At 54.5% G+C, this 24,091-nt stretch carries 20 protein-coding genes; 9 read left to right on the top strand and 11 right to left on the bottom strand.

Annotated elements, in window-relative coordinates; all coding sequences use genetic code 11:
- Positions 1–41: 41 nt before the first annotated feature.
- The 4 genes from OQ371_RS05980 to OQ371_RS05965 form a co-directional block, all read right to left on the bottom strand.
- Positions 42–2,513: a TonB-dependent receptor gene (locus OQ371_RS05980; RefSeq protein WP_265992874.1), complete on the bottom strand. Its 2,472-nt coding sequence runs from the start codon at positions 2,511–2,513 to the stop codon at positions 42–44.
- A gap of 181 nt (positions 2,514–2,694) precedes the next feature.
- Positions 2,695–3,597, bottom strand: coding sequence for an alpha/beta hydrolase (locus OQ371_RS05975; RefSeq protein WP_265992873.1), 903 nt, complete (start codon positions 3,595–3,597; stop codon positions 2,695–2,697).
- Positions 3,598–3,757: 160 nt separating this feature from the next.
- On the bottom strand, positions 3,758–4,732 hold the full coding sequence (locus OQ371_RS05970) for an aldo/keto reductase (protein ID WP_265992872.1): 975 nt from the start codon (positions 4,730–4,732) through the stop codon (positions 3,758–3,760).
- 61 nt (positions 4,733–4,793) lie between these two features.
- A complete protein-coding gene (locus OQ371_RS05965; RefSeq protein ID WP_265992871.1) occupies positions 4,794–5,837 on the bottom strand; it encodes an NAD(P)-dependent alcohol dehydrogenase in 1,044 nt (347 codons plus the stop codon).
- A gap of 309 nt (positions 5,838–6,146) precedes the next feature.
- On the opposite strand from OQ371_RS05965, the gene OQ371_RS05960 reads away from it, so the two are divergent.
- The gene (locus OQ371_RS05960; protein ID WP_265992870.1) at positions 6,147–6,536 is read left to right on the top strand and encodes a DoxX family protein; all 390 of its coding nucleotides are present in this window, start codon (positions 6,147–6,149) and stop codon (positions 6,534–6,536) included.
- A gap of 46 nt (positions 6,537–6,582) precedes the next feature.
- Here OQ371_RS05960 and OQ371_RS05955 read toward each other — a convergent pair whose 3' ends face one another.
- Genes OQ371_RS05955 through OQ371_RS05945 form a run of 3 tightly spaced genes read right to left on the bottom strand, consistent with a single transcriptional unit; the run spans position 6,583 to position 10,541 of the window.
- Positions 6,583–8,709, bottom strand: a complete 2,127-nt coding sequence (locus OQ371_RS05955) for a xanthine dehydrogenase family protein molybdopterin-binding subunit (RefSeq protein WP_265992869.1) — start codon at positions 8,707–8,709, stop codon at positions 6,583–6,585.
- 20 nt (positions 8,710–8,729) lie between these two features.
- The gene (locus OQ371_RS05950) at positions 8,730–9,737 is read right to left on the bottom strand and encodes an FAD binding domain-containing protein (RefSeq protein WP_265992868.1); all 1,008 of its coding nucleotides are present in this window, start codon (positions 9,735–9,737) and stop codon (positions 8,730–8,732) included.
- Positions 9,738–9,755: 18 nt separating this feature from the next.
- Positions 9,756–10,541, bottom strand: a complete 786-nt coding sequence (locus OQ371_RS05945; protein ID WP_265992867.1) for a 2Fe-2S iron-sulfur cluster-binding protein — start codon at positions 10,539–10,541, stop codon at positions 9,756–9,758.
- Between the two features lie 172 nt (positions 10,542–10,713).
- On the opposite strand from OQ371_RS05945, the gene OQ371_RS05940 reads away from it, so the two are divergent.
- Entirely contained in the window at positions 10,714–11,037 is a 324-nt protein-coding gene (locus OQ371_RS05940; protein WP_265992866.1) for a cupin domain-containing protein, read from the top strand.
- Between the two features lie 85 nt (positions 11,038–11,122).
- Here the strand turns inward: OQ371_RS05940 and OQ371_RS05935 are convergent, their stop codons facing one another.
- Positions 11,123–11,302 carry a hypothetical protein gene (locus OQ371_RS05935; protein WP_265992865.1) on the bottom strand — a complete coding sequence of 60 codons (180 nt, stop codon included), beginning with the start codon at positions 11,300–11,302 and terminating at the stop codon, positions 11,123–11,125.
- 518 nt (positions 11,303–11,820) lie between these two features.
- Here OQ371_RS05935 and OQ371_RS05930 point away from each other — a divergent pair.
- Positions 11,821–13,158 (top strand): FAD-dependent oxidoreductase, encoded by a 1,338-nt coding sequence (locus OQ371_RS05930; RefSeq protein ID WP_265992864.1) that lies wholly within the window; start codon positions 11,821–11,823, stop codon positions 13,156–13,158.
- A gap of 18 nt (positions 13,159–13,176) precedes the next feature.
- Positions 13,177–14,112, top strand: a complete 936-nt coding sequence (locus OQ371_RS05925) for a ring-cleaving dioxygenase (RefSeq protein WP_265992863.1) — start codon at positions 13,177–13,179, stop codon at positions 14,110–14,112.
- A 74-nt stretch (positions 14,113–14,186) separates the two neighbouring features.
- On the opposite strand, the gene OQ371_RS05920 is transcribed toward OQ371_RS05925, so the two are convergent.
- A complete protein-coding gene (locus tag OQ371_RS05920; protein WP_265992862.1) occupies positions 14,187–15,122 on the bottom strand; it encodes an NADP-dependent oxidoreductase in 936 nt (311 codons plus the stop codon).
- 87 nt (positions 15,123–15,209) lie between these two features.
- Between OQ371_RS05920 and OQ371_RS05915 the strand changes: the two genes are divergently transcribed.
- Entirely contained in the window at positions 15,210–16,067 is an 858-nt protein-coding gene (locus OQ371_RS05915; protein ID WP_265992861.1) for an AraC family transcriptional regulator, read from the top strand.
- Between the two features lie 173 nt (positions 16,068–16,240).
- Here the strand turns inward: OQ371_RS05915 and OQ371_RS05910 are convergent, their stop codons facing one another.
- Complete coding sequence (locus tag OQ371_RS05910; protein WP_265992860.1) at positions 16,241–18,313, bottom strand: S9 family peptidase; 2,073 nt, start codon at positions 18,311–18,313, stop codon at positions 16,241–16,243.
- Positions 18,314–18,485: 172 nt separating this feature from the next.
- On the opposite strand from OQ371_RS05910, the gene OQ371_RS05905 reads away from it, so the two are divergent.
- From OQ371_RS05905 to OQ371_RS05890, 4 genes are all read left to right on the top strand, one after another.
- On the top strand, positions 18,486–20,450 hold the full coding sequence (locus OQ371_RS05905; RefSeq protein WP_265992859.1) for a glycoside hydrolase family 97 protein: 1,965 nt from the start codon (positions 18,486–18,488) through the stop codon (positions 20,448–20,450).
- 128 nt (positions 20,451–20,578) lie between these two features.
- Entirely contained in the window at positions 20,579–21,703 is a 1,125-nt protein-coding gene (locus tag OQ371_RS05900; protein ID WP_265992858.1) for a lactonase family protein, read from the top strand.
- A 208-nt stretch (positions 21,704–21,911) separates the two neighbouring features.
- Positions 21,912–22,334, top strand: a complete 423-nt coding sequence (locus OQ371_RS05895) for a DoxX family protein (RefSeq protein ID WP_265992857.1) — start codon at positions 21,912–21,914, stop codon at positions 22,332–22,334.
- A gap of 92 nt (positions 22,335–22,426) precedes the next feature.
- On the top strand, positions 22,427–23,758 hold the full coding sequence (locus tag OQ371_RS05890; RefSeq protein ID WP_265992856.1) for an MFS transporter: 1,332 nt from the start codon (positions 22,427–22,429) through the stop codon (positions 23,756–23,758).
- A 51-nt stretch (positions 23,759–23,809) separates the two neighbouring features.
- Here OQ371_RS05890 and OQ371_RS05885 read toward each other — a convergent pair whose 3' ends face one another.
- A complete protein-coding gene (locus OQ371_RS05885) occupies positions 23,810–24,076 on the bottom strand; it encodes a hypothetical protein (protein WP_265992855.1) in 267 nt (88 codons plus the stop codon).
- Positions 24,077–24,091 lie beyond the last annotated feature (15 nt).

Genomic DNA, 24,091 nt, shown 5'->3' with positions numbered 1-24,091 from the left:
TATTGACAGAAACAAGCCGCGGTGAGCCGACCGTCAGGCCGTCATCCCCGTTTGCCGTCGTCGTTTGAGATTCTTTTCTTTTCGCGGTTTTGGCCCGCATCCATTTTTCCGAAACGCCAGTTGACCGACAGCCGAATGTTGCGAATGACGTTGTAATTGGAACCATCCGAAATAAACGTGGGCGTCCGAAGCAGCGTCTCGATGGTGTTATAACGACGGAAGGGGTTCTCAAAATTGGCAGTAAGGGTAACTTTTTGTTTTTTGAATTCCTTGCGGCCCGAGAAAGCGTAGTAATAAAAGCCCGACGACTGCCCCTGCAACTGAATCCGTCGTGAGTTGTAGGAGCCGTTGGCCTGAACGCTGAAGTTGTTGGGCAGTTGCAGCGAAGTATTCATGTTGAACTGGTAGCTCCAGTTCTCGTTGTGAATCTGCAAAGCCGTGCTGTTCAGGATGTTGTAGTTGAGTCCGAACGAGCCGCTGATGGTCCATTGTTTCACCGGGCGCGCCGATCCAAACAGGTTCATGCCGTAGGTTGCATTCTGGGCGATGTTCCGGTAGGTACTGCTCGACACGCCACTTGTATCAACGGTGGTGATGCGCTCAATGGCGTTGTTGGTTTGCCGCCCGAACACCATCGCGTTCACGGTCGTTCCTTTTTTGGTAAATGTGCTGTACGATAATTCGACCGAATGGGCCAGTTCGGGGTCAAGGTAGGGATTACCCGACTGAATGTTTTTTGGATCGGCGTAGTTGACGTACGGGTTCAGGAAGAAAATGGACGGCCGCTGAATCCGCTGGCTGTAGTTCAGTTTGAGTCGCCGTTCTTCGCCAAACCGCTTGGAAACGGTCACATTAGGTAGGAAGTTCTGGTAACGGTCGCTGAATTTCGTGCTGGTCGACACAAAGTCGGCGGTGATGTTGGTCATCTCCAGGCGCCCGCCCAGGTTGAAGCCCCACATGTTGCGGGTCCGCATCCGAAACGACGCGTACGACGACCACACCCACTGCTGGTAATCAAACATGTTGGCCCGGCGCGGATCGTCCTGAAAGTTCAGCGAACCGTCAAGGGCGTTTTCCAGGCGGTAATCGCTGCCCACATCGCGCAGAATGGCCTTCGTTCCTACTTCGAGAATCCGCCGTTTAATGGTCGAAAGCGGGTAGGTGAAGTCGGTTTGCAGCGTAAATTCATTCTGCTGGTTGTCGTTGTTATTGCGTTCGCGGTAGTCGATCACCTCGCTTTCCGGCAGCGGCATCTGGTAGAGCGAGTAGTTGCTGTGGTTGTTGTTGCGGTTATACTGGGCCAGAAAGGTGTATTCCTGCTCTTTGCTGCGTTTGAAAGCTCGGGTATAGTTGAAATTAAGATCCATGTTCCGGTTGCGGTTCTGGGAGTGGTTGTACCGCCGGAAATATTGCGGATCGTCGGATGTAACCCGGGTGTCGCGCGTTGAGTTCGTATTCCGGTTGTCGCCCCCAAAGCTGGCGTCGAGGCCGATGCGGTTCAGCGTATCCAGATCATAGTCAATGCTCACCGAGCCAAAACCCGACCGGCCCCGGTTCTTGTACGTGTTGATCTGCTCGATGGTGCTGATTACCTGATCGCCCAGCAGATTCTGGCGTACGGACTCCGAGCCGCCGTAATAGTTGTTGACGTTGCCGCCCCCGTACCCCGTAATGCTGAGTTTATCCCGCTTAAAATTGAAATTGCCACCCAGATTATCCCGCCGACTGCCGACGGATGCATTCAGGCCGCCCGTCAGGCCCTGCAACTGGTTTTTCGTGATGATGTTGATCACGCCCGCCGTACCTTCCGCGTCGTATTTGGCCGAGGGGGCCGTTACGACTTCCACCGATTTGATCAGTTCGGCCGGAATCATCTGCAGCGCTTCGCTGATGCTCCGGGCCATGATGCTCGACGGTTTGTTGTTAATCAGGACCTTAATGCTGCTGCTGCCTTTCAGCGTCACGGTTCCGTCGGGATCGACCGTCAGCAGCGGCACTTTTTTCAGGACATCAATGGCCGAGCCCCCGGCGTTGGTGGCGTCTTTATCGGCGTTGTACACAATCCGGTCGTCCTTGTCCTCGACCAGCGGTTTTTCGGCCGTTACCACCACCTCATTCAAGGTGCGCGAGTCGGTTTGCATCTGCACAATCCCCAGCGCGACTTCACCCCCCTCGGGGCCAACGTTGACGTTGTTAATGGTTTTATTTTCAAAGCCAATGAAACTAATGACGATCCGATACGTGCCTTCATCAACCCCGCTGATCGTGAATTTGCCGGATTCGCTGGTGGTCGTTCCGCCGATGATTTTTTCGGTTTTGGGGTTCAGAAGGGCGACCGTAGCAAATTCAACGGGTTTGTTCTGCGCAGCGTCCATAACCGTTCCGCTGATCTTGGCTTTTAGGCTGGCTTTGATGTTGGCCTGGATACCGGGCAGTTGCGGCATCGTGGCCGGGTTTTGCGCCCGGGCGTAAAAGGCAAGACACAGCAATAGCAGAAGTAGGATTTTTTTCATACTGCGGTTAAGGGCTTTGGGCAAATAAACAGGAGGTACTCGGTAAACAAGACAAATAATCCGCTAATTTACTGCTAAAAATATAAATTCAGTACTAAAAAGAGCTTCCGGTAACTCCTGATAATAAGATTACTGCGTTTTTAGATTTTATCACGGCTCAACCGGCGAAGGAGCTGGAAATTCAGGGAGTTAGCAAGCCACTTTGATCCATCCAGTGCCGGATTCGCCCAAACCACTCTTCAAAGGCCGGCGTCTTCAGAAAACCGTGTTCGCCTTTGGTGTACAGGTGCAGATCGGCCGGAACGCCGTGTTGCTGAAGGGCTTCGTAAAAAATCAGGCTATTTTTAACCGGGACGCCGGAATCGTCACTGGCATGGGTGAGGAAAGCGGGCGGAGTCGATCTTTCGACCTGCAATTCGTTGGAGAACAGCGTAACCTGCTCCGGTTTCGGGGAAGCGCCCAGCAGGTTTTTGCGGCTCCCGCTGTGGCCAATACCGTCCCGAAAACTGATGACTGGATAAATCAGAATCATAAAATCCGGCCGGACGCTGACGGCTTCGGAATTGTCAACAACCGATTTTTTGAAATGGGTTCCGGCCGTGGCCGCCAGGTGACCGCCCGCCGAGAAGCCCATAATGCCAATTCGATCCGGATCGACCCCCCATTCCTTTGCCCGCTGCCGAACGGTTTTCAGGGCCTGCTGCGCGTCCTGCAACGGTCCAATGGAAGGATCAACCATCGTTTTTTCGTTGGGTAATCGGTATTTCAGAACAAAAGCCGCCACGCCCATTTTCGTGAACGCTTCGGCCACATCGTACCCTTCGCGCTTCATCACCAGAACACCGTAGCCCCCGCCCGGGCAGATGATCACAGCGGCTCCGGTGGCTTTGTCTTTCGGCGGCAGAAAGATCGATAGCGTGGGCTGAACCACGTTGGACACGACCAGATCCGGCCTTTTGACTTCTTTGACGTCCGACGGCTTTGCGTTCGGCACTGGTCCGGAATACAACGGAATTTCCTGCTGCGCCAGGCACAGAACGGATGTAAAACTAAGGGCTAGGCTGAGTAGAAGGTTTTTAGGCATGTGGATCAGACATTTGACTTCAGCAAAATTGCAGAATGGAGCGAAACATTCGTTTTTCTGGCGGACAAATTTAGTCAACCTGTACCGGGTCAGAAGCCAACTATCCCGCTAAATTCAGCCACGCGGCTAGTGCCGTTTCTGTAAAAAGGCTTTGTCACGGTTACATACCCGATACCGGATGGGGCTGGTAGAGTTCTTCCAGGTAACGGATTTCCTCTTCCGACAACCGGACCGATAACGCTCCCACGGCGTCCTCGATATGGCCCGGTTTGCTGGCGCCGACGATGGGCGCGGTAATGACGGGTTTGCTCAGCATCCAGGCCAGGGCAACCTGAGCCGCGGGAATGCCCCGCTGCTGCGCAGTTTCCGTTACCCGATCGGCGATGCTGAAGTCCGCTTCGCTGTACAGCGATCGGCCAAAAGCGTCGGTCCGCGCCCGTTCGGTTTCGTTCCGCTCTTTGCTGCGCCCACCGGTCAGCAGCCCCCGGGCCAAGGGTGACCACGGAATGACGGCAATTTTTTGGTCGGCGCAAAAGGGCAACATTTCCCGTTCTTCTTCCCGGTAGACCAGGTTGTAGTGGGGCTGCATCGACACAAATCGGGTCCAGCCGTGCCGATCGGCCGTGTATTGGGCTTTGGCAAACTGCCAGCTATACATAGACGATGCGCCAATGTACCGGGCTTTGCCCGCTTTTACCACGTCGTGCAGAGCTTCCATTGTTTCTTCGATGGGGGTGTTGGCGTCCCAGCGGTGAATCTGGTAGAGGTCGACATAATCCGTACCCAGGCGCTTTAGGCTGGCATCGATGGCGCTCAGGATGTGCTTGCGGGACAGGCCCCGGTCGTTGGGGCCGGGGCCCATCGGGTTGTACACTTTGGTCGCCAGCACGATCTCGTCACGGCGGGCGAAATCCCGGAGCGCCCGGCCAACTACCTCCTCGCTCGCACCGGCCGAATACACGTCGGCCGTATCGAAAAAGTTGATTCCCAGGTCCAGGGCTTGCCGGAGAAAAGGACGGCTTTGTTCTTCATTCAGGGCCCAGGGCCAGCGCTCGGTGGGCGTGCCGTAGGTCATCGTACCCAGGCAGATGCGGGAAACCATCATGCCGGTATTACCCAATCGGATGTAATCCATACGCGTAAAATTTGGTTTGAAGATAACTAATCGGCCTTTCCTCCGTTTGTTGCCCGACTCGTTATAAAGTAGCCATGTCAATGACGAACCGGTACCGCACGTCGCCTTTTAGCATCCGTTCGTAAGCTGATTGAATGTCTTTGATATCGATCAGTTCGATATCGGACACAATGTTGTTTTCTGCGCAGAAATCCAGCATTTCCTGGGTTTCGGCAATACCGCCAATGTTTGAACCGGCAATGCTCTTCCGACCGGGAATCAAGCTGAAAGCCATCAGGGCGGAGGGCGTTGGCGGAGCTCCCACGCAGATATGGACGCCATCGGTTTTCAGCAGGGCCAGGTACTGATTGTAGTCGTGTTCGGCGGAAACCGTGTCCAGAATAAAGTCAAAATACCCGGTGACGGATTTCAGCTGATCCGGATCACTGGTAACAATGAAGTTGTGAGCGCCCAACTTCCGGGCATCTTCCTCTTTTTTCGGCGATGTGCTGAGAACGGTTACCTCCGCGCCAAACGCGACGCCGAATTTTATGCCCATGTGTCCCAGACCTCCCAGCCCCATAACCGCCAGTTTGTGGCCTTTGCCTACCTTCCAATGCCGTAAGGGGGAATACGTCGTGATACCGGCGCAAAGCAGGGGAGCGGTGGCCGCCAAATCCAGCTTGTCGGAGATGTGCAGGACAAAATCTTCGTTGACCACAATCGTGTTGGAGTAACCACCGTAGGTAGGAGTTTTGTGATCCTGCTCCAGGCCGTTGTAGGTGAGCGAATTGCCGTTGATGCAGTACTGCTCCAGACCGTGCTGGCAATTTTCGCAGACGCGGCAGGAGTCAACCATGCAGCCGGTACCCGCCAGATCGCCGACTTTGAACTTGGTCACCTGGTCACCCACGGCTATCACCCGACCCACAATCTCGTGCCCCGGCACCATCGGAAAGATTTCTCCACCCCACTCGCCTTTGATCTGATGGAGGTCCGAGTGACAAACCCCGCAATAGATAATGTCAAACTGAACATCGTGTGCACCAACTTCGCGTCGGTCGAAATTCCAGGGCGCCAGGCCCGAATCTTTCGTTTGGGCGGCATAACCTTTCGTTGCAATCATACTAGTTTGATTAATAGGTTGCTCGAAGCAACAGATTGTTGAATGTTTTTAGCTTTTGATGTAAAAATGCGTGAAGGCTGATAAAACTTCCCGATCCAGGAAACAGCGTTCAACGAGTAACCCTGTACGGCTTTTTTACGCTTCAATCCTTCAACTGCTTTGGTTTGGAAATGTGAGTTTTTTAACCGAAAATCTATTGAAAGTGTCTGGCTGCGCACGCGTTCTGCCATTGCATACCAGAAAGTAAGGAAACATCGTAACAAATGACCCGTATTCTGATGTTAAGTATGTCACTATTGTTCTACAACGATGAACGAAAAAACTGCTAAACGAATAGCCCGTGTTTTTCTTGGCTCAAGTTTGATTTTTGCCGGTATCAGTCACCTGACCTTTGCCCGCAGAGATTTTCAGGCTCAGGTTCCGGATTGGGTACCGTTGCCCAAAGACGATACGGTCGTTTATTCAGGCATCGCGGAGATAGCCCTGGGCAGCAGCCTGGTCCTGACTCCTGAGAAATATCAGCAGACGGTTGGGAAAGTGGCGGCTGCTTTTTTTACGGCAATTTTCCCCGGTAACGTGTCTCAATACGTGGATAAGCGGGACGCCTTTGGTCTGGATACTGACCAAAAGCGGTTTACCCGTCTGTTTTTTCAGCCGGTGCTGGTTTATTGGGCGCTGAAAAGCACGGACAACTTGTAACTGCAAAAGTTAAAAAGCAGCCTGGATTAGCGCTTGCCGGATCCTTTTAAAGGAGTTTGTCGGGCGTGATGGGCAGTTGCCGGATGCGTTTGCCGGTCGCGTTGAAAACGGCGTTGGCCACGGCAGCCGCTACGCCGACAATGCCCACTTCACCAATACCTTTTACGCCCAGGGTATTGACGATTTTATCTTCTTCGCGGATAAATCGGGTTTCGATCGTTCCAATATCCAGGTTCGCCGGGACGTGGTAGTCGGCCAGGGAGCGGGTGACAAAATTGCCCCAGCGCGGATCCAGCACCGATTCTTCGGTCAGGGCCATGCCGATGCCCCAGACGCAGCCCCCGATAATCTGGGAACGGGCGGTTTTGGGGTTTAAAATCGTTCCGGCGCCGGTTACCGCCAGAAAGCGCGGCACGCGAACCATGCCGGTGGCTTTATCAACCCACACTTCGGCAAAATTGGCGTTAAAGCTATGGCAGGAGTAGTCTTCGACGTTTTCAGGCGGTTTCGAATCTACCCGGGTTTGAAAATCGGTTATGTTTTCCGAAACCATGAGCTGGGCCGCGTTTGGACGCACTAAAAACTGTTTTCCGGAGCGGGTGATTAACTCGTCGGTAATTTTCGTGCAGGCGTCGTGCACCGCATTGGCGTAACTGGCCGCGCCCACCGACCCGACCGCACCCGCAGCCGGCGGAAGGCTGGAATCCCCGATTTTTACCGTAATGCGTTGGAGCGGCACCTGCAGGGCGTCGGCGGCCGTTTGGGCCAGGATGGTATGCGTACCGGTTCCGAGGTCGGCCGCGGCCAGTTCAACGGTTGCCGTCACCTCACGACCCGTTCGGCGAAGCTTGACCACCGCAGAAGTAGGGCGCTGGTGGGCGGGGTAGGTACCGCAGGCCACACCGTAGCCGATCAGGTGATTGCCCTGCTGGTTCTGACCCGGTTCCGCCTTGCGTTTTTCCCACCCGAACGCCTTGGCTCCTTCCCGCAAACACTGCACAGTTGCGCGGGAGGACCAGGGTTTGCCGCTGGAGGGATCGCGTTCCGGCTGATTTTTTAGCCGAAACTCAACGGGGTCCATGCGAAGCTGATAGGCCATTTCGTCGATGGCCGATTCCAGCGCAAAACTACCGGTGGATTTTCCCGGTCCGCGCGTGTACGTCGGCAAGATCAGGTTCATCGGCACAACACGGTACGTAATCAGCGAGTTAGGCGTATCGTACATGATTTTCGAGCAGTCTCCACACGGTTCAACAAACTCGTTGTCGATGGCGCAGTGCGTGGTCGTTTCGTGCGCCAGGGCCATCAGCTTGCCTTCCGGCGTAGCGGCCAGACTCACCTTTTGCAGATTGTGCTGCCGCAACCCCACCGAGGTGAACAGTTGCTGACGGGTCAAGGCCAGTTTTACCGGGCGATTTACCCTTTTGGCAGCTACGGCGGTGAGCACGAGGCTGGCCCACTGACCGCCCTTGGAGCCAAAGCCCCCGCCAATGTAGGGTGAAATGATGCGAACCTGTTCGGGCTTGAGCTGGAGCGTCTTGGCCGCGGCCATCTGGGCACCGTTAACAATCTGCGAACTGTTGTAAAGCACCAGATTATCGCCTTCCCATTGGGCAATTGTCGCGTGGGGTTCCATCGGATGGTGGTGCTCAATCGGGGTTTCATAGACGGCTTCCACCTTGTGGGCGGCTCCCCATATGGCTGCTGGCGCATCCCCCCGTTTGGCATCCGCGCGTTCTTTGTCTTTGGGAAGAACCGCCTGACTCGCCAGTTTTTCAAAATCCGTTTTCGCGGCATCCTGCTGGTAGTCAACCTTTACCAGCCGCGCTGCCGAACGAGCCTGCTCGAACGTCTCGGCCACCACCAGACCAATGTGCTGCCCGTAAAACTTAATATCCGGACTTTGCAGCAGAGCACCCCCCCGAATGCCCCCTTCCACATCGAGCTTGGGGGCGTTCTCGTGGGTAATCACCGCCAGAACGCCGGGTGCTTTTTCGGCCGCGGCCGTATCGATTTTTCGGATTTTACCAGCCGCGATGGTGCTCTTGAAAACAACGGCATGGGCCATATTTTTGACCGGGTAGTCGGTTGAATAGGCGGCTTTGCCCGTTACTTTCAGAATTCCGTCGACCCGGTTGACCGGCGTGCCGGTTACTTTGTTATTTTCCTGCATGGGTTTCAGTTGGTTAAGCTTCAGGAACCGCTGCCCGCCAGGGCCATCTGCAGCGCCCGGACCAAGCTTCGGTTTCCCAGTGTAACCTTGAATTGATTGTGTTCCAATGGCTTGGCCTGGGCCATTTCAGCATCAGCTGCCCGTTGAAAAGCCGACTCGGTCGCTTCCTGACCAATCAGCATCTTTTCGGCGGTATACGCCCGCCAGGGTTTGTGGGCTACACCACCCAGGGCAATTCGGGCCTGCGTGATCCGGTTGTCCTGGAGTTCCAGCGCGGCCGCCACCGAAACCAGGGCAAAAGCGTAAGACGCCCGATCCCGAACTTTCAGGTAATACGAGTGGGACGCCAGCTTGTTGAGGGGCAGTTCGATGGACGTTATCAGTTCGCCGTGGTTTAGGTTCGTGTCTTTCTCGGGTTCATTTCCCGGCAACCGGTGAAAATCCGTAAACGGAAGTTCGCGCTCCTGTCCCTGGGCGTTGCGAATCTTGACGACGGCATCCAGTGCGGCCAGGGCAACGGCCATGTCGGACGGATAGACAGCTACGCACTGGTCCGACCAGCCAAAAATCGCGTGCAACCGGTTGATGCCTTCCCGGGCCCCGCAACCCGTTCCGGGTTCCCGCTTGTTGCAGGGCATGGAAACTTCGTAAAAATACGGGCAGCGGGTTCGCTGCAACAGGTTTCCTCCGTTGGTGGCCATGTTCCGGATTTGGCCGGATGCACCGGCCAGAATGGCCTGGGTAAGCAGCGGGTAGTTCTGGCGTATCAGCGGATGGTTGGCCAGATCAACGTTTTTGCCCAGACCACCGATGGCAACTCCGTTCTGGCGGGTGCCGCTGGTAATAAGTTTAATCTGGGAAAGGCCAAGCCGGGTAATGTCGATCAGCTCGTCGGGCCGTTCCACATCTTCTTTCATCAGGTCCAGCAGGTTGGTGCCGCCCGCCAGAAACCGGGCCCGTGGATTGGCCGCGAGCTGTTGGATGGCCGAGGAAACGTCGCTGGCCCGGGTATATTTAAAAGGTCTCATACGCTGTTGGAAAGATGATTAGCCCGCAAATTGCCAGTTTTGCTCCACGGGTTTGCCACTGTGAACTTCCTGAATAGCCGCTACAATGTTCGGATAGGCCCCGCAACGGCACAGATTTCCCGACATCCGTTCGCGAATCTCTTCATCCGAAAGAACAACCGGAGCGGGCTTGGCGCGCACTGTAGCCGTTACATAACTGGCCTGCCCCTGTTTGGCTTCTTCCAGCAGGGCCACCGCCGAGCAGATCTGACCGGGTGTGCAAAAGCCGCACTGAAAGCCGTCGTGTTTCAGAAAAGCCGTCTGCATGGGGTGCAGTTCAGCCCCTTTAGCCAACCCTTCGATGGTTTGTACCGACTGGCCTTCACAGGTGGCCGCCAGCGTCAGGCAGGACAAAACCCGTCGACCGTCGACCATCACTGTACAGGCTCCGCACTGACCGTGGTCACAGCCTTTCTTGGAGCCGGTTAGGCCCAGCCGTTCACGCAGGGTGTCCAGCAGCGTCATGCGCGAATCCACGAGCAGTTTTTTGGCAGAACCGTTCACCCGAAATGTCACCGTCACGCCGTTTTCAATGGCAGCTGGGGCGGGTTCACCGGGCAAGGGCTCGCTGATTGGACGGGTGAAGACCTGCTCGGCCGCGGAAGCCTGGTGGGCCAGGACCCCTCCGCTGGCCAACGCCATGAGCTTCAGAAAATGACGCCGGTTGACACCGGTTGCCATAATTTCGTCGAGCTCCTCCGGCATCAGATCTTCAAACAGCTTTTTTTCGTCCTCCGTCAGAGGAACGTTTTCGTTTTCTTCCATGCAGCTTCTCAGGCTAGATGATTCGTGTTACCAGATTTGAGCGGATTTAACTTTGTTGTGGCGGAATTACAAAAAGCAGTGGGTTTTTACTAAACCGATTTATTTACAAAAGGTTGGGCGTTGAACGGGAAGTATTAGCTTGCGGAATCATTTGCCAGAACTGACCAGAATTATGGAGCAAGGCGGAAACCTGTTTTCGGCTATACCGGGCTTGTTGCCCGAAGAACTGTTTGAAGAATTGCTGACGCACAAGGGCCTCAAAATAGAACGGATCGTCTCCAAAGGTCACGCGTCGCCGGAAGGGTTCTGGTACGATCAACCCGAAAACGAATGGGTGCTGGTGGTAAAGGGGGAAGCCCGGCTCAGGCTCTGGGGGCAGGAAAAACCGGTTACGCTGTCGGCGGGTAGTTACCTGAACTTACCGGCTCACGTCAAACACCGGGTCGAATGGACCACCGAACACGAGGAAACCATCTGGCTGGCCATCTTTTACTAAACGAAAGATGGCCAGCCAGATGGGTCAAACGGCTTACCGTCTGTTTATTTAACCCTTAGAAGCCAAAGAAAGCCGCCGGGGCTGACTAGCGTGAAAGGGTTAGTTTTCTTCTGACCGTTTCGGCGGTGCGCAAATCCTTCAGGCTGATTTTAGCCCGATCCCGAAGAATTTTACTGGCGTAAAACTGGTCGGTAGCTGTATGCAGTAAAAACGCCAGCATTTGCGCTTCGCTTTCGGTCAACTCGAGTGCAATTTGTTTTTTCATGTATCTGTTGCCAATGTGATAAATGGGAAAACCGGAACCTGCCCCGCCATTAACCGGGTGCCGTAAGAGGCACTAAAAACAAGATACCGGTTACATTAAGAAAACAAAAAGAATCTACATTTAGATCATTTTTGGGCCATTTTTAGTAGTAAAAATGCAATTTTATTTCTCTTTAGTGCGGGCCTGCTTGCACGCTCAAAAAAGCTGGAGAACTCCAATTTTTCCGGAGAATTCAGGGTGCGTAAACGGGGTCTCCCTGCGGCTATTACGCTGCAACGGTGTTAGGATGAGTGGTTTGCCACATCAGGGGTGAATTGGCATGTAAATCGCCGGACAAGCCTGAATCCGCGTTTGCCATAAAGCAATAGAGGGGCAGCCAGATTTTCTGACCCATCGCAGGCCCGGAACTTGAAAGAATTGGCAAGCCTGTAGCATGAACTGTGAAGACTGGTTAAATTGGCCCCGAACAAACACGGTCCGGGCCGATAACACGGCCTTATTTTTTTCCTTCGTCGCTTATGCAATCAATAAAAACGGACGCCCTGATTATCGGTTTCGGCAAGGCTGGTAAAACCCTGGCGGCTTACCTGGCTAAACACCAGGTTCAAACGGTGTTGGTGGAGCAATCCGACCAGATGTACGGCGGCACGTGTATCAACATTGGCTGTATTCCGACCAAATCGCTGGTAGTGCAGGCCGAACGGAAGGTTCCCTACGCCGACGCCGTCCGGGCAACCGACGAACTGACGGCTTTTTTGAGACAGCAAAACTTCAACGCGCTCGATACGTTAACGGGCAGTACCGTCATCACCGGCAAAGCGTCCTTCGTCAGCGCCCACGATATAACCGTCCGAACCCAGTCGTCCGAAGAAATCCAGATTCAGGCCGACCGGATTTTTATCAATACAGGTACCGTCCCGTTTCTCCCGACGATACCGGGTCTGGAAGGTTCGTCGCGCATTTACACCAGCACGTCTCTGCTGAAAGAAAGCCGGTTACCGAAAAAGCTGGTCGTTATCGGGGGCGGATTCATCGGGTTGGAATACGCGTCGATGTACGCGCAGTACGGTTCACAGGTAACGGTGCTGGATACGTCGCCCCGCTTTCTGCCCCGGGAGGATGACGACCTGGCTGCCGAAATCGGTAACGTTCTGCAACAGAAAGGGATTACCATCTACAACGGAGTTCGTCTGAAGGAAATTCAGCCCGGCGATGCGCTTGATACCGTTGCCGTTAGCCTGGCCGATGGTCGTGAAGCCGCCTTGGAAGCCGATGCGATTCTGGTTGCGACGGGTCGGCAGGCCTATACCGACGGACTGAATGTAGCGGCCGCGGGCGTACAGACGGACGGGCATGGCTTTATTCCGGTCAATAACTACCTGCAAACCAACGTACCCCACATCTGGGCGCTAGGGGATATCAATGGCGGTCCGCAGTTTACCTACATTTCGCTGGATGATTTCCGGATTATCCGCGAGCAACTGTTTGGCTCGGCGGGCCGGGCCGTAACCGACCGTAAAAACGTGCCCTTCTCGGTGTTTATAACCCCACCTTACGCCCACATCGGGTTGCGGGAGAAGGAAGCAGCCGCGCAGGGGCTTCCGGTTCGAATTCATAAAATACCGGCCAAAGTGGTACCGCGTACCCGGATTCTGAACCAGACCGAAGGGCTGCTAAAAGCCATCGTCCATGCCGAGACTGACCAGATTCTGGGCTTTTCGTTGTTTTGCGCCGAGGCCCATGAACTGATTAACCTGATTCGGCTGGCCATGAACAACGGCGTTACCTTTTCCCGGCTGACGGATGAAATTTACACCCATCCATCCATGACCGAAGCTTTCAACTATTTCGCCTGATCAAAATTTTTATATCCTATGGAAGAGCAACTCTTGGGTCTTCACCACATCACCGCCATTGCCACGAGCGCGCAGCGCAATCACCGGTTTTATACGGATGTGCTGGGGCTGCGGTTTGTCAAAAAAACCGTCAATTTCGACGATCCGGATACCTACCATTTTTATTTTGGCAACGAAAATGGCGCACCGGGCACCATCCTGACGTTTTTCCCCTGGGAAGGCATCGCACCCGGTCGGCGGGGTACGGGAATGGCAACCGAGATTGGCTACTCCGTACCCGAGGGCAGCCTCGACTTCTGGCTGAAACGGTTTGATAAGTACAACGTCATTTACAACAAGCCTTCGGAGCGGTTTGGCGAAAGGTATCTGCCCTTCCTCGATCCCGACGGTCTGAAACTGGAGCTGATTGTTTCCCAAACGCCCGACGTCCGCCAGCCCTGGGAAGCCGGAGAGGTGAAAGCCGACGTGGCAACCAAGGGGTTCCACAACGTCACGCTGACGCTTGAAGACATGAAGGAGACGGCCGACATCCTGACCGACGTGTTTGGCTATAAGCTGGTTGAGCAACACGTTAACCGGTACCGTTTTGCGACCAGCGCCGTCGAGAATGCCGCCATTGTGGATCTGGTTGAAGCGCGGGGTGAGTCCAACGGCCTGGTGGCGGGTGGAACCATCCACCACGTGGCTTTCCGGGTGAAGGACGAAACCGTTCAGGAGAGTTTCCGCGAAAAGCTCGCCAATCGGGGTTTGCAGGTGACCGGGCAAATTGACCGGAATTATTTCTATTCCATCTATTTCCGGGAACCGGGCGGGGTGCTGTTCGAGATTGCCACCGACAACCCCGGCTTTACGGTCGATGAACCGCTGACCGAACTGGGCACCCATTTGAAACTGCCGGAGCAGTATGAAAGCCGTCGGAGCCGGATTGAGCAGCGGTTGCCTGCATTAGGCTAAGAAGGCTATAATCATTATCTGACAGCCGTCAGGTTGCCTAACCTGACGGCTTGTTGGATCTGTTTCAGAGATGATTACAAGACCACAACGGCTTTGCCTACCGTACGGCCACTCTCTACCTGTTCGTGGGCTTTGGCCATATCGGCAAAGGCAAAGGTTTCCGACACGTGCGCTTTCAGAATGCCTTTTTCCAGATAATCGGCCAGGACCTTCATATCGTCGCCGTTTGAACTGACCAGAAAGAAGTAGCCGTTTACGCCTTTGGCTTTGGCTTTTTCGGTTACGGCTTCGTTCAGGCCGGACGGGATGCTGATGAGCGTACTGCCCGGTTTGGTTACGTGCAGCGAACGGTCGATGTTGTCACCACCAACGCCGTCGAGCACGAAGTCGAACTGGGGCGTTGCCTGTTCCCAGTTGTAGGTATGGTAATCAATGTGCTCGTCTGCGCCCAGTTGCAGAACGAAATCTTTGTTTGTTGCCGAAGACGTTCCCACTACGTGTGTGCCCAGGTGTTTGGCAAGCTGGACGGCAAAATGGCCTACGCCACCGGCAGCCGCGTGTACCAGCACTTGCTGCCCGGGCTGCACCTTCGCGTGTTTGACCAGCGCCTGGTAGGCTGTCAGAGCCGCCAGGGTGGCCGCAGCGGCTTCTTCGTGCGAGATGTTGGCGGGTTTTAGGGCAAGATGGCTGGCCGGGGCCGCCACGTATTCCGCGTAGGCTTTGCCGTGTCCCGGAAAGTTGACCATGCCGAACACTTCATCGCCTGCTTTGAACAGGGACGATTGGCTTTCGGTTACCACGCCCGAAATATCCCAGCCCAGAATAAGCGGACTTTCTTCTTTGATTCGGCCATAGACCCCTTTTCCGGCGCGGCTTTTCACATCAACGGGGTTGATGCTGATGGCTTTCACGGCTATCAGAACTTCACATTCATTCAGACTGGGGGTTGCCACTTCTTCAATTTGCAGGCTGTCGGGGGCACCCGGCTGTTTTAAAATAATTGCTTTCATCTTGTTTGATTTTTGATGAGGCAAATTTATACTACGCAGGGGTACCATTAGCGGTATAATTTTTCTTAAAAGCGGTATATTTGTGTTATGGTAAGAGAAAATTTGTACGAACCTTACACCATTGCGTACAAAACGCTGGATGAAGGTCCGAAAGAAGCTCATCAGCACAATTTCTTTGAGCTGGTCTACATCGTTGCCGGAACCGGGATACAGTGCATCAACCAAAACCAGTTTGAGTACCACGAGAACCATATGTTCTTAATCACACCTGACGATTGCCACTCTTTTGCCATTCAGACGACTACCACCTTTTTCTTTTTACGGTTCAACGACATCTACCTGAAAGACGGCGGCTTGCCACCGGCCAGCATCCAGAAGCTGGAATTTATTCTACAAAATGCCAACCACCGCCCCGGCTGCATCCTGAAAAACCAGACCGACAAGCAACTGGTGCGCCCGATGATTGACGCCCTTGTGCGGGAGTACGTTAACCGGGATATTTATAACCGGGAGCTAATTCAGCAGTTGATCAACACGCTGATTATTGTGGTGGCCCGCAACATCGCCAAATACCAGGAGCTGGACGTTTCGGAGCGTACCGAACAGAAGGCAATGGACATCCTGCACTACATCCAGGCCAATATTTACGAACCGGAAAAGCTACGAACGGAACACCTAAGCGAACGTTTCAATACCTCGACGGCCTATCTGGGACGGTATTTTAAGCTGCACGCCGGCGAAACCATGCAACACTACATCGCCAGCTATAAGACTAAACTGATTGCCCACCGGTTGCAGTTCAGCGACAAACGCATCAACGAGATCGCCAGTGAGTTCAACTTTACCGACGAAAGCCACCTCAATAAGTTTTTCAAAAAACAGAGCGGCCATTCGCCCCGGGAATACCGCGAGCGGATGCGGCAGGCCGAGTGGGCAGGAGCTTGATGCGTGAATTGGTGTTGCAAAGCTACCGGGCGCAATAGCCCGTTTGTCGGAACGAATAGCGCAGAACTAGCCAGCACTATTGTTTTGCATGATTGCAGCAACCGACGGATAAAACAACCGCCCCGGCTTGAAGTAAGCCGGGGCGGTTGTTGGAATCTTATCTAATTACAGGCTTACGGCCACACGTCCGTCGGGAACGGCTTTTCCAGGAGATACCGGTAAATAAACCGGGCGGTTTCAGCCTGTGCGTGTCTGCTCTTGCTGGCAGTTCCAAAGCCGTGCCGTGCGCCCGGATAAACCATAAACTCGAAGTGTTTGCCCAGATTTTCCAGTGTATCAACGAGTTGAATCGAGTTCTGCATGTGAACGTTATCATCCATCGTACCGTGGACAATTCGGAGCGTACCTTTCAGCCGGTCGGCGTAGTTGAGCACGGCGCTTTCTTTGTAGCCTTCGGGGTTCTCGGCGGGGGTGTCCATGAAGCGTTCGGTGTACTCCGTATCGTAGAGTTGCCAGTCCATTACGCCGAAGTTGGCAATTCCGTGCGTGAAAACGTCAGCGCCCCGCGTTAGCGCCAGCGCCGTTACATAACCGCCGTAGCTGCCACCGGTTATCGCCACTTTCTTCGGGTCGGCCAGCCCTTTGTCAACCAGCCATTTGACGGCCGTGCCGTAATCTTCCATTTCCCATTTGCCCAAATTCCGGTGCATGAAGTTCTGGCCCGTTTTGCCAAAATGCCCCGATCCCCGGTGGTCGATGCCCACTTGCAACAGGCCATCCTGGGCGTACCATTGCTCCTGGGGCGAGTAACTCCAGCGGTCGTACACGCGCCCGGCGTTGGGGCCACCGTAGATGCTGATCATCACCGGATACCGTTTGTTGGGGTCGTAGCTGGTTGGATATTTGATAACCACCGGCAGTTGAAAACCGTCGGAGGTGGGCACGCGTACCAGCTCCGTTCGGGCGACCGAAAAGCGGTCAAAAGCGGGGCCTTTCGCATCGCCCAGTTCCCGGATGAATTTGCCATTTTTGTCGAGCAAAGCCATCTTCGGCGGGGTTTGAAGGTTAGAATACGTTGTGATGAAGTAACTGCCGCCCGGCGAAACCTGCACCTGGTGACTGAACTCCCCGAACGTCAGGCGTTGCAGGCCTTTACCGTCAAATTTAACTTTGTAGAGATCGATGCGGGCCGAATTTTCCTTGCGGGCCGTGAAATACACCAGGCCGTTTTTGGCATCCACGTGCGAGACGCCCGTCACGGTGTAGGCTCCACTGGTAAGCGGATTTTTCAGCTTGCCATCCATGGTGTGCAGGTAGAGGTGCATCCAGCCCGATTCGTCGCTCATGCGGATAAAATGCCTGCCGTCTTTGACAAAATGCAGATCCGATAGCCAGTCGACCCAGGTTTTCTGACTTTCGCTGACCAGCTCGGTTCTTCCGCCCGTCGCCGGCTGAATGGCCACCAGTTTCAGCGTATCCTGCCCCCGGCTTTTCCACTGCATCCAGAGGGCTTTCGAGTCCGGCGTCCAGAATGGCGTACCGAAATAATGATCGGCATTGGCGTCGTAATCCGCCCACACGGTTTTTCCGGTCGCGACTTCCACGATTCCCATTTTCACTAGCGGGTTCGGATCACCCGGTTTGGGATACCGCTGGCTTTCCAGATAGCCGTGCTGGCCCGTGGCTCCGGCAATCGGGAAAACCGGAACTTTGGTTTCGTCGAACCGCATGAAAGCCAGGTATTTGCTGTCCGGCGACCACCAGAACGCCTTGTGCTGCGTGTTTCGGCCCAACACCTCCTCCCAGTATAACCAGGCCGCGTAGCCGTTGTAAACCGTCTCAGAACCGTCAGAGGTTAGCTGACGCTCTTTATTGGCCGAATCGGCGATATACAGATTTTTGCTGTCTCGCGTAAAGGCAATCCACTTTTGATTCGGTGAGGCCGTCAGGTTCTGAGCCTTTGCCTTTTCTTCTCCCTTTTTTAACGAGCTAAGGGGCGGATACATGACCCAATCGTTTTTTATCGGATGCTCGCTCTCCCGACCGGTTTTCACATCGACCGAGAAAATTTTTTCGTCCTTCGTTAACAGATAGTGCGAATCGTCGGCCCAATCCCGTATGCTTGGCAGGGTTTTGAGTAGATCGGTCTTTTCGTTTTTAAACAACTGAGCCGCCGTAAACGGTTGTTTTTGGGCAAGGAGAGGACTGGCCGACAGCAGAAACAGCAGGTAAAGTTTAAATCGCATTGAAACCATGTATCGTTTAGGTTGATGAATGCACCGGGTTTATCGGGCAGGCAAAAGTTACTTTTTTCCGCCACAAAACCAAGATGACCGTTGGATTGACGGACGTTTCCCCGGGCCACTAAACCTTATTTTTTACCTACTTTAGCCGCTGTAACGCCCAACCTTTTCTGCGATGAAACTCTCTTGCCTCGTTCTGTTGCTTCTCTGCGCGCCGGTGTTTGCGGCCCGCCCGTTTCAACGGACTCTTACGTCGCCCGACGGCCGGCTGGCGCTGAGGGTGGTGTTCGATACCCGGATCACTTTTTCGGTCACCCACGCTGGTCAGCCACTCGTGCAACCTTCGGCCATTTCGCTAACGCTGGACGATAAACGATTGGGCATCAATTCGGTTGTTCGCCAAAGCCGTATCCGAACCGTGCGGGATTCAATTGTGGCACCGGTGGCCCTTAAACGCCGGGTGGTGCCGGATCAGTACACGGAACTAACCGTCGAATGCCGGGGAAATTACAGCTTGATTTTCCGCGCTTACAACGACGGCGTTGCATACCGTTTTCGCACCAGCTTCCCGGATTCGATTATCGTTCGGAGCGAAGAAGCCCGCTTTGAATTTGCCGACGATCCCACGGTTTACTACCCCGCCGTGCAGCCCCGCGCCGACGCCGACCGGTTTCATACCTCGTTTGAAGAACTTTATCAGGTGCAGCCGCTGAGCCAGGTACCCGACACGGCCCTGGCTTTTTCGCCGGTCTTGGTTGCCGCTTCGAACAAGCCGCGCGTTGTCATCACCGAGTCCGATCTGGAAGAGTACCCCGGAATGTTTCTGGCGAAAAACGGAACGGCCCTGACCGGTGTTTTTGCCCCGTTTCCGCTGGCCGAACGGATGACCCAGGGTGAATTTCCGCAGGCCATCGTCACCCGCCGGGCCGATTACATAGCCCGAACGACGGGTCGGCGCGTGTTTCCGTGGCGGGTGCTGGTGATTGGCTCCGACCGCGATCTGCCCTCGTCCGATCTGGTGTATCGATTGGGAGCGCCCAACCGGCTGACGGATGTGTCGTGGATCAGGCCCGGGCAATGTACCGACGAGTGGATTACGAACATCAACCTGTTCAACGTGTCGTTCCGGGCGGGCATCAACACGGCGACTTACAAATTCTACATCGACTTCGCCAAACGCGTCGGTTTTGAACGGATTCTGCTGGACGCGGGCTGGTCCGACTACCTGGATTTGTTTAAAATTACGCCGGGGCTGGACATGGACGAAGTGGCCCGGTACGCCCGGGCGCAGGGCATTGGGCTGAGTATGTGGACGCTGGCATCGACGCTCGACCGGCAACTGGAACCGGCCCTGGTGCAGTTTCAGCGCTGGGGAGTTGACTTCATTATGACTGATTTTATGGACCGCGACGACCAACTCATGGTACGGTTTTACACGCGTATCGCGGAAGCCTGCGCCAAATCCCGCATCATGATCATGTTTCACGGAGCCTACAAACCGGCCGGATTTGACCGCACCTACCCGCACGCCATCACGCGGGAGGGGGTTCTGGGATCGGAATACAACATCTGGAGCCACAAGGCCACACCCGAACACGACGTCCTGCTGCCGTTTATCCGCATGGTATCCGGGCCGATGGACTACGAACCCGGTTTGCTCGAAAACGCCACGAAAGACCAGTTTCGGCCCATTGCGGGCAAGGTGATGTCGCAGGGCACGCGCTGCCACCAACTGGCCATGTTTCTGGTGTACGACAGTCCGTTGCCGATTTTTTCGGGTAATCCGTCGCAGGCTTTGCTCGAACCGCGCTTCATGGAGTTTCTGGGCGGCTTTCCGACTACCTACGATGAAACCCGCATTCTCGACGCCCAACTCGGCGATTACATCGTCACCGCCCGGCGAAAGGGCCAGGACTGGTACATTGCCGGAATGACCGACTGGACTGCCCGCGATCTGACCCTCAGGCTGGATTTTCTACCGATGGGCGAATACGAAGCCGTGCGCTGCGCCGATGGCCCCAACGCCGACCGGAATCCGGTGGATTATCAGTTTTCGACGCAGACGGTTCGGCCGCGGGATTCGTTGCCCGTCCATCTGGCGCCGGGCGGAGGGTTTGTGGTTCGGCTTCGGAGAAAATGATTGGCGAAGTGGGGCGCATCGAAATCGTTTTTTTCATGTATGATGGCCCATAGTGAAAGAAACAACCGGTATCGGACCGCTGGCTTATCCTTTTTGTTAGCTTTGTGACCGACTTATTTCCCTTGACTATGAAAAGACTGTTCTTGTTACTTGCTCTGCTCGTTAGTGCTCTGGCAGAAGCACAATCGCCCAAAGAAATTATTTACGTCGGCACCTATTCAACCCGGGGTAGCGAAGGGATTTACGTGCTCGAATTCGACCGGAGCGCCGGTTCACTGAAACAGTTGCAGACGGTTTCGAACGCCAAAAGCCCTTCGTTTCTGGCCGTTCACCCCAGCGGTAAGTACCTGTATTCCGTCAACGAAGCTGCGGCCAATTCCGGCGGGGTCAGTTCGTACTCCATTGAGCCCAAAACCGGCAAACTGACGATGATGAATCAACAGTCGTCGCACGGGCGCGGCCCCTGCCACATCGCCGTCGACCAGACCGGTAAGCTGGCGTTTGTTTCCAACTACGGCGGAGGCACGTTCACGGTTCTGCCCATCAAGAACGACGGCACGCTGGGAGCCGCCACCGATACGCTGAAGTACGAAGGAAAAGGGGCAAACTCCCAGCGGCAGGAAAAACCGCACATTCACTCGGCCACGGTTTCGCCCAACAACCGTTTTGTGTACGTCTGCGACCTGGGAACCGACAAGGTATACATCTATGAGTTTGACAAGGCCAGCGGCAAAGTAAAACCGGCGGCTACCCCATACGCCAGCGTAGCACCCGGTTCGGGGCCGCGTCACATCGCCATTCACCCCAATGGCAAATATCTGTACCTGGTGGAAGAGCTGACATCCAGCGTTGCTACGTTTGCCCTCGACAGCAAAACCGGTGCGCTGACCCTGTTGCAGGATAACGTTAAAACGCTGCCGGCTGATTTTACCGGCAACAACACCAGCGCCGACATTCATACGGACCCGAAAGGCAAGTTCCTCTACCAGTCGAACCGGGGCCACAATGCGCTGGCCGTTCTGTCGATTGCGAACGACGGAAAGGTGACGTTGAACGGGCAACAGTCGACCGATGGCAAAACACCCCGTAATTTTTTGATTGATCCCAAAGGAGAATATGCCTTTGCGGCCAATCAGGACACCGACAACATTGTTGTGTACAAAATTGACGGCAAAACCGGTCAGTTGAACCCAACCGGTACGCAGATAAAAGTCCCCGCGCCGGTTTGCCTGAAGCTATTTACGGTCAAATAAGCCGGCGTCTTACGGTTTAACCGGGTTGGTCAGGATCAGCAAATCCTGACCTTTTTTTATGGCAAATTTCAGGTGCCGCCGTGGTTCACAAGGGAGCCGGAAACTTGTCGCAATACACCCTGTCAATGTCGTTTTTACACACCGTTTAAGTAGGGGTGAGCCAGTAAATTTGTCTAATTAATCTAACTAAACAACAAATTACACTGCCATGAAAAAGACGAAAATTCTGTACTGGGTTTTTACGGGGCTGTTTGCGTTTGTCATGCTTGGTTCGGCTATTCCTGATATTCTGGTGTTACCAATGGCTGTACAAGGGTTTAAAGAAATGGGGATGCCGGCTTACTTGGTTCCTTTCTTAGGCTGGGCGAAGCTCTTCGGGGTGGTTGCCATTCTGGTGCCGGGTTTCCCCCGGGTTAAAGAGTGGGCCTACGCTGGTCTGATGATCGACCTGGTGGGGGCGGCCTACTGCGTTTACAGCTCCATGAAAACACCGACCGACTGGCTGCCTATGCTGGCTTTTCTGGGCCTGGGAGCCGCGTCGTACATTTTCTACCACAAAAAACAGGAAACCGTTGCGCTGGGGTCATCAGGGGTGCGTTCGTGGCAGCCAAATTCATTTCGAACGGTTTAAACTTTAACAATACCAGATGAAGTTATAGCATGGTCCGGCATTGGATCATGCTATAATTTTTTACCGCCCCTGGTGCGGTGAATCTCCTTGTTATGAACAACCGATTTTATACACTTTTGGCGAACACGCTGGTGGCCTCCCTAACCAACTCGTGCGTCTGGTATGCGCTCACCTTCTGGCTGTACCTGGAAACCAAGTCGGTGGTGGCAACGTCCGTCATGGCCGGAATTTACCTGGGAACTGTGGCCTTTTCGGGTTTCTTCCTGGGGTCGCTGGTTGACCATTACCGTAAGAAAGCGGTCATGATGGGGTCGAGTCTGTTTTCGTTGGGCTTCTACCTGCTCGCTCTGCTGCTGTACAGCGTGACGCCCGCTTCAGTTTTTTCCAACCCCGGTAGCCTAACGCTCTGGACGTTTATTCTGCTGGGGCTGCTGGGAGCCATTGCCGGTAACGTCCGCACCATTGCAATCGCAACGCTGGTCACGCTCCTGATCGAAGAAGACCAGCGGGACAGGGCCAACGGGCTGGTGGGTACGGCCAACGGGGTCTCGTTTCTGGTGGCTTCCCTGTTCAGTGGTTTGGCGATTGCTTTTCTGGGTGTTTACTGGATGCTGGTGGTAGCCATTGTGCTGACCGGTCTGGTGGTTGGTCACTTGTGGACGGTTTCCATTCCGGAATCCGAAATCGTTGTCGCGGTACCGGATCAGACGACCAACCCCCGGCGCATTGACATTCGGGGAACCTTGAAAGCGATTCAGCAGATTCCGGGCTTTCTGGCGCTCATCTTTTTTAACACCTTCAACAACTTCCTGGGTGGCGTTTTTATGTCGCTGATGGATGCCTACGGGTTGTCGCTCGTATCGGTGCAGGTGTGGGGCATATTGTGGGGCTTTTTGAGTCTGGGCTTTATCGTTGGCGGGCTGGTTGTATCCAAAAAAGGGCTTGGCTCCAAACCGCTGAAGACGCTCTTTGTGGCCAACATTGTCATGTGGACGGTCTGTGTGTTCTTTACCCTTCAGGCGTCTATCGTGTTGCTGTCAGCGGGACTGTTTATCTACATGTGCCTGATTCCGGTGGTGGAGGCTGCCGAACAGACCATCATTCAGAAACTGATTTCGCCCGAACGGCAGGGACGGGTTTTCGGATTCGCGCAGAGCGTTGAACAGGCGGCTTCGCCCATCACGGCTTTTATCATTGGTCCGATTGCGGAGTTGATTTTTATCCCGTTCATGACTACCGGGGCGGGGGTGGAGCTCATCGGTGACTGGTTCGGAACCGGTAAAGACCGGGGATTGGCGCTCTTGTTCACCGTTACCGGGCTGATTGGGCTGATTATTACGCTTTTGGCCATGCGCTCCCAATCCTACCACATTCTGGCGGGAAAATACCAGCAGCTTTCTGCCGAATCAGCCGTCGCAGAGTAGGTCCGGTTTGCCGGCATTAAACAAAAAGGGCGCTTTCAGCGCCCTTTTTGTTTAATGCCCTCCGCCGTACGAAGGTTTATCGAGTTGCGGTTTTCCGTCCCGATTTCGGTTTGGATGGGTTTCCCGCACATTAGCCGCGACTTGGTCTTCCTCGCCATCCAGGTATTTGTCTTCGATGTCCGTCGGGGCAATATCCTGTATCTCTTCATCCGGGATCTGACTACCTGGCCCGCTGGTACCGCTGACCGATTGATCGCCCAAACCTGCCGGGCTTATTGCCTGCTTAGCGTCTATTTCCTCTTTGCTCTTCTCAGCCATGGTTCTGGTTTTTTC

The sequence above is a fragment of the Larkinella insperata genome (assembly GCF_026248825.1).
Lineage (GTDB): Bacteria > Bacteroidota > Bacteroidia > Cytophagales > Spirosomataceae > Larkinella > Larkinella insperata.
Note: the sequence above shows the minus strand (reverse complement) of the source record. Positions and strands in the feature narration are given on the sequence as shown.